The 6,381-nt window shown below is 65.1% G+C and carries 8 protein-coding genes; 4 read left to right on the plus strand and 4 right to left on the minus strand.

Going from position 1 to position 6,381, the window contains the following annotated elements; genetic code table 11:
* Positions 1-1,130: 23S rRNA (uracil(1939)-C(5))-methyltransferase RlmD (gene rlmD, locus Q0K17_RS09940; RefSeq protein ID WP_294542695.1), on the minus strand; the 1,130-nt coding region annotated here is incomplete at its 3' end.
* A 132-nt stretch (positions 1,131-1,262) separates the two neighbouring features.
* Between rlmD and Q0K17_RS09945 the strand changes: the two genes are divergently transcribed.
* The gene (locus Q0K17_RS09945; protein WP_294542696.1) at positions 1,263-1,883 is read left to right on the plus strand and encodes a flavodoxin family protein; all 621 of its coding nucleotides are present in this window, start codon (positions 1,263-1,265) and stop codon (positions 1,881-1,883) included.
* A gap of 47 nt (positions 1,884-1,930) precedes the next feature.
* Here Q0K17_RS09945 and Q0K17_RS09950 read toward each other — a convergent pair whose 3' ends face one another.
* Both Q0K17_RS09950 and Q0K17_RS09955 read right to left on the minus strand, forming a co-directional pair.
* Positions 1,931-2,497: a hypothetical protein gene (locus tag Q0K17_RS09950; protein WP_294542697.1), complete on the minus strand. Its 567-nt coding sequence runs from the start codon at positions 2,495-2,497 to the stop codon at positions 1,931-1,933.
* Positions 2,498-2,510: 13 nt separating this feature from the next.
* Entirely contained in the window at positions 2,511-3,020 is a 510-nt protein-coding gene (locus tag Q0K17_RS09955) for a phosphatase PAP2 family protein (protein ID WP_294542698.1), read from the minus strand.
* A gap of 149 nt (positions 3,021-3,169) precedes the next feature.
* On the opposite strand from Q0K17_RS09955, the gene Q0K17_RS09960 reads away from it, so the two are divergent.
* Positions 3,170-4,498, plus strand: coding sequence for a hypothetical protein (locus tag Q0K17_RS09960; RefSeq protein WP_294542699.1), 1,329 nt, complete (start codon positions 3,170-3,172; stop codon positions 4,496-4,498).
* Between the two features lie 95 nt (positions 4,499-4,593).
* Here the strand turns inward: Q0K17_RS09960 and Q0K17_RS09965 are convergent, their stop codons facing one another.
* Complete coding sequence (locus Q0K17_RS09965; RefSeq protein WP_294542700.1) at positions 4,594-4,971, minus strand: desulfoferrodoxin family protein; 378 nt, start codon at positions 4,969-4,971, stop codon at positions 4,594-4,596.
* 329 nt (positions 4,972-5,300) lie between these two features.
* Here Q0K17_RS09965 and Q0K17_RS09970 point away from each other — a divergent pair, with 329 nt between their 5' ends.
* On the plus strand, positions 5,301-6,002 hold the full coding sequence (locus tag Q0K17_RS09970; protein WP_294542702.1) for a hypothetical protein: 702 nt from the start codon (positions 5,301-5,303) through the stop codon (positions 6,000-6,002).
* A gap of 20 nt (positions 6,003-6,022) precedes the next feature.
* A partial coding sequence (locus Q0K17_RS09975; RefSeq protein WP_294542704.1) for a GGGtGRT protein occupies positions 6,023-6,381 on the plus strand: 359 nt, incomplete at its 3' end.

The following is a 6,381-nucleotide window of genomic DNA, read 5'->3' on the forward strand; positions in this document are numbered from 1 at the left end:
GTCTCCAGGTGTTCGGTGTGGGGGAAGAGGTCCACAGGCTGGAAGCCCGTGGCCTGCCAGCCCCGGCGGGCAAACAGACCCACGTCCCGGGCCAGGGTTTCGGGGTCACAGCTCACATAGACGATGCGTTTGGGGGCCATGGCGGTGACGGCGGCGATGAATTCCGGGGTGGTGCCTGCCCGGGGCGGGTCCAGAAAGACCACGTCGGGGCGCAGGCCTTCCCGGGCGGCCTGCTGGATCCAGGCGGTGGCGTCGGCGCAGAAAAAGCGGGCATTTTTCTGTCCGTTGCGGGCGGCGTTGGCCACGGCGTCCTTCACGGCGGCGGGGGTCTGCTCCACCCCCATGAGCCGGCCTGCCCCGGCAGCCAGCGCACACAGCCCGATGGTACCGGTGCCGCAGTAGGCGTCCAGCACCGTTTCCCGGCCGGTGAGGGCGGCGGCTTCCATGGCCTTGCGGTAGAGCACCTCGGTCTGGGCGGGGTTCACCTGGTAAAAGCTGGAGGCGGAGATGGAAAACCGCAGCCCGCACAGGGTGTCCAGGATATGCCCCGGCCCGTACAGCACCCGCACGTCCCGGCCCAGCACCGCGCTGGTGCGGCGGGGATTGCAGTTGTGCACCACCGTGGTCACCCAGGGGGCGGCCTTGCGCAGGGCCGCCACAAAGTTGCGGCTCCCGGGCAGGCGGGGGGCGGCGGTGATGAGCACCGCCATCACCTGGCCGGTGTGCACCCCCCGGCGGACCAGGACATGGCGCAAAAGACCTGTGCCCCGGTCCTCGTCAAAGGCGGGCCAGCGGCAGCTGCGGGCGGCATCCACCGCGGCTTTCAGAGTCTGGTTGAGGACCTGGTCCTGCAGAAGGCAGCCCGCTTCCGGCATGGGCAGGACATGGTGGGTGCCCGCGGCGTAGATGCCTGCCTGCAGCCCGCCCCGCCCCTGGGTGAAGGTGGCAATGGCCTTGTTGCGGTAATGCCAGGGGTCCGGCTGGCCCAGGATGGGCGCCACGGGGGCGTAGCGTTCCAGCAGGGAACGGGCTTTCTGCTGCTTTTGGGCCAGCTGCCGCTCATAGGGCAGAGACAACAGCGGACAGCCCCCGCATTGGCGGGACTGCAAAGGACAGGTCTTTGTGGACATAGGGCAACTTCCTTTATATATAAGGTAAAAGAAAAGGCGGCTGCGCGGGGGCTTGCCGCATATGATATACTGGATATGGAAACATTTGCAGCCCGGTCACAAGACCGGCGCCATATACGGAGGGATTTTACAATGAATGTTCTGCTCATCAACGGCAGTCCCCATGCCCACGGCTGCACCGACGCGGCCCTGCAGGAAGTGGCCAAGGCGCTGAACGCCGACGGCATCGAGACCACCATCTTCCACATCGGAGCGGCTCCGGTGGGCGGCTGCGTGGGCTGCGGCGGCTGCGCCAAAGCCGGCCAGTGCGTTTTCGGCGGTCCGGTGGCCGATGTGGTGCCCCTGGCTGAGAAGGCCGACGCCTTTGTTTTCGGCGCGCCGGTGCACTATGCCACCGCCGCCGCGGGGATGCTGGGCTTTATGCACCGTCTGGCCTACAGCGCCGGACGCACCCTGCGCCACAAGCCGGCGGCCATCGTGACCAGCGCCCGCCGCGCCGGGACCACCAGCGCCCTGGAAGCCCTGGAAAAGGTGCCCCAGTTCTGCCAGATGCCGCTGATCAGCTCCACCTACTGGCCCATGGTCCACGGCAGCAACGCCGAACAGGCTGCCCAGGACGAAGAGGGCATGCAGATCATGCGCAACCTGGGCCACAACATGGCCTGGATTCTCAAGTGCATCCAGGCGGGCCGCGCCGCGGGCATCGAACCCCCGACGGCGGAAAACACCCTGCGCACCAACTTCATCCGCTGAGACCGAACAAAGGCCGGGGCCTGTGCCCCGGCCTTTTGCGTTGCCTGTCAGGCCGCGGGCTCCAGCAGCGCGGCGGCGCTTTCCGGCGTCTGCGCGGTGGGGAACACCCCCTGCAGCAGGGCCACGATGTGGTCGGTCCCGGCGGAGTGGGTCATGGCGGAAACATACACCGTCAGCCCGCTGTCATAGGTGATCTGGGCGAACACCGCCTGGTAGCTGCCGCAGTCGTACCCCACGGCCTGGGTGACGGCATCGGGCACGGTGAAGGAGACATCCTGCTCAATGGCGGTGGTCTCGGCGGCCAGCTCCTCCCCGGACTGGGCCAGGAAATCGGTGTAGGTGTCGGTGACCTGCAGCAGCACCGCCGTATAGTTGAAGCTGGTGCCGCACATCAGGCTCACCGTGTCCGGCTGGGGTTCGGTGGGGGCTTCCCACACGCTGGTATCGTAGATCACCGAGACACCGTTGGAGCCGTCGTACTGGACGTAGGCGGGCTCCTCCTTGACCGCATCCTCGCTGCCATAGAGGTAGGCCATGAAATCGGCGGGGGAGCAGGCACACAGAGACAGGGCCAGCCCCGCAGCCAGCAGCGGCAGAAAAATCTTGCGTTTCATGAAAATCCTTTCCTTATCCCACAAAATGGAACCAGAGGGCGTATCCCGCCCCGGCCGCGGCGGCGCCGAAGACCAGGCCGGCCAGCACATCGGAGATGTAATGCACCCCGCTCAGCACCCGGGTCAGGGCAATGAGCAGCGCCAGCACCCCCAGGATCAGGGTGCAGACGGGGGAGACCCGGACGGCCGCCACCGCGATGCAGGCCGCCGAAAAGCAGTGACGGCTGGGAAAGCTCTGCCCCCGGGTGTCCTTGGGGAACAGGGGGGGGAAGTCCAGCGTCTCATAGGGGCGGGGGCGGTCGATGGTCCGACGCAGGAGGGTGCCCAGCACAAACACCCCGGCGGGCACCGCCAGAAAGGGCCACAGCAGCGGGTCCCTCTGCAGCGCCAGCCAGAAGGCCAGTCCGGCGTACAGCAGGTAGACGGCGGTCACCGCCCCCAGGGACGCGGCCCGCAGCAGGCGTTTGGCGGCGGGGCGGGAGCGGAACCAGCCGATCACCGCCCGGTAACGGTCTGCGGTCATGGGGAAGCCTCCTTTCCGGAATTTGGCAGGGCACACAGCCTCTTTATAATAGGTACAGGTCAAGGATACCATCCCCCGGGCGGCTTGTCAAACCGTGGGGCGGCGGGTATAATAGGCCCAGAATGTTTTTGAAAAGGGGGCCGGACCGGGTGTTCGGATTTGCAAACGGACTGCTGCTGGCGTTGTTCGCGGCGGCGGTGTGGGACCTGGGGCAGGCATGGCTTGCCCAGGGGCCGGGGTCCGGCCGGATCCGCCGGACCCTGGGCGTATTGTGGCGGCAGGACCATTACCTGTTCGGCGGCTGGGGGGCATCCTGGCGGCCCAAGGCCGGCGCGGTCTGCTTTGCTGTGGGCATGGCGTCCTATGAGGTCAGCGTGGCCTTCTGCAACAGCATGGCCCGGGACGCATGGCCCTGGGTGCAGGGGGTGCTGTCCCCGGTGCTGGACTGGGTGACATTCCTCTGTTTCGGGGCCAAGATCCTCTTCGGCACCCGGTATACCTGGCGCAGCCTGGGGGTGGCCGGAGCGCTGTACTTCATTGCCCGGTGGGTCTATTTCAACTGCCACAACATCTGGTGGATCGGCATTGCGGTGGCCGTGCTGGCCGCCAAGGACCTGCCCCTGGACAAGGCGCTCAGGACCTTCCTGGTGGCCGGGACGGCGGCCATCCTGCTGGTGGTGGGACTCAACTATGGGGGCATGCTGCCGCCTGCCCCCGGTCTGGCGGCGGAACGCAATCTGTATGAGATCCGCGGCACCTACGGCTACGGCCATCCCAACACCTTCGGCGGGCTGGTCTTTGGGCTGGGAATGGCCTTTGCCATGCTGCGGGCCCGCCGGCCCCGCTGGGCGGACCCGGTGATCGTCGCGGCGGTGGGGGTGTTCCTGTACAAGGGGCCGGCCTGCCGCACAGCGGCTTTGTGCTGCTTCGCCCTGGCGGTGCTGCTGGTCTGGTGCCGTCTGCGCCGGGACAAAGCCATGCCCGGGCTGGCGGCGCCCCTGTGCGCGGCGGTGGTCCCCGCCCTGGCGGCGGTGAGCTTTCTGCTGCCCCTGCCCATGGTGAAAAATGGTCCCTGGTGGTCGGATTTCGGCCCCGCCTGGATCGCCCGCCTGGATGACCTGCTCACCGGGCGGCTGGCGCTGGTGTGGATCGCCTACCGGCTGCTGGACGTGAAGATCGCCGGACAGGTGCTGCCCGAGTGGCCGGCCCTGGACAACAGCTTTGTGTTTTCCCTCTACCAGTTCGGCCCGGTGATGGCCCTGCTGCTGGCGGCGGTCATCGCCGCGGCCCTGTGGGGCTTTGCCCGCCGGAGCGGCCGGGTGGAGGTGTGCTGTCTGCTGGTCATGCTGCTGTACGCCTATATGGAATGCCAGAGCTTCCACCTGACCACCAACCCGGCGGCCCTGCTACTGGCGGGGGCGGTGTTCGCCCAGGCGCCCCGGCAGTGGGCGGGGGTGTACGGACCCTCCGAGACCTGATCCTGAAAGAAAAGCGGCACCCGCCGGAGCGGATGCCGCTTTTTGTGTATGGAGAGTAAAAAGGGAAAGTTGGCGATGAAACCAGGAGCCGCCGATTACAGGTCGGCCTTCCACAGACCGTGGAGGTTGCAGTAGGCGTAGACGGTCTTGGCGGTCTCGCCTTCCGCCAGGGCGAAGGTGGCGGCGGGCTGGGCGTCGGGGGTCAGGTGCTGGACGGCAAAGCCCTTGTCGGTCTCCAGCAGGATCCACTCGATCCAGTGCTCGGCGGTCATGGGATGGGTCACGGAACCCACCTTCACTTCCACGGTGCTGCCGTTGACGGTGGCCACGGGAACATGCTTCTCCTGGGCGGCGTCCACGCTGCCGGGAACCAGCAGGTCCATCTTCTGGCCGCAGCAGAACACGGGAACGTTGGAATCGTGGAGCATGGTGATGATGTTGCCGCAGTGGGCGCAGCGATAGATCTTGATCATGGTAAAAAACCTCCGTTTGTATATTTGTGGGGGTGAAAGCGCGGCACAGCCCGCCGCGTCTTGGTTCTGAATCAGTTCAGGTCCGGGCGTCGCTGCCCTTCCTGTGTTTATAGTATACACGACAGGGGCACAAATGGTTTGTTGCCACGGCAATATTTTGCAAAAGTTTTTCCGCAGCGGCGAACAAAACGCCAAAAAGCGCAAAAGTTCGGGCAAGACACCTTGAAAATTGCACGGCAGGAACGTATAATAGAATTGGCTGTGAATGAATTCACAAGGCGTGCGCCGGCTCTCGGCATGCGCACAATACAGGCAAAGGAGAGAAAATTATGACCTACTCTGCACAAGTCGAACACATGTGCCCCATCGCCAAAGGCCCGAAGCACGGCCCCGCGCCCATTCCGGAAGAGGGCGAGTGGGTAAAGGCCTATAAGATCGAGGACATCAGCGGTTACACCCACGGCGTGGGTTGGTGCGCTCCCCAGCAGGGCACCTGCAAGCTGAGCCTGAACATCAAGAACGGCATCATCGAGGAAGCCCTGGTCGAGACCATCGGCTGCTCCGGCATGACCCATTCCGCTGCTATGGCCGGCGAGATCCTGCCCGGCAAGACCATCCTGGAAGCTCTGAACACCGACCTGGTGTGCGACGCCATCAACGTGGCTATGCGCGAGCTGTTCCTGCAGATCGTCTACGGCCGCAGCCAGACCGCTTTCTCTGAGGACGGCCTGCCCATCGGCGCCGGCCTGGATGACCTGGGCAAGGGTCTGCGCAGCATGACCGGCACCATCTTCTCCACCAAGGCCAAGGGCGTCCGTTACCTGGAACTGACCGAAGGCTACATCCTGAAGACCGCTCTGGACAAGGACAACCAGGTCATCGGCTATCAGTTTGTCCGCCTGGGCAAGATGATGGAAGACATCCGTCACGGCGTTGATCCCAAGACCGCCTACGAGAAGAACATCGGCACCTATGGCCGCTTCTCCGCTGAGCAGGGCGCTGTGAAGTACATCGACCCGCGCGAAGAATAAGACAGGGAGGTATCATCTATATGGCTACTTTTGAATCTCAGGAGCGCCGCATGCCCAAAATCAACGAGTGCCTGAAAGCCAACGGCCTCGAATCCCTGGACGCCTGCAACGAACTGCTCCTTTCCAAAGGCATCGACTGCGACAAGATCATCCGCGGCGTGCAGCCCATCTGCTTCGATAACGCTGTCTGGGCCTACACCCTGGGCACCGCCATCGCTGTCAAGCGCGGCCTGAAGAACGCTGCCGACTGCGCCGCCGCCATCGGCGAAGGACTGGAAGCCTTCACCATCCCCGGCTCCGTTGCCGAACAGCGCCATGTGGGCCTGGGCCACGGCAACCTGGGCGCCATGCTGCTGCATGAGGACACCCATTGCTTCGC

The sequence above is a fragment of the uncultured Gemmiger sp. genome, from assembly GCA_944388105.1.
Classification (GTDB): domain Bacteria; phylum Bacillota; class Clostridia; order Oscillospirales; family Ruminococcaceae; genus Gemmiger.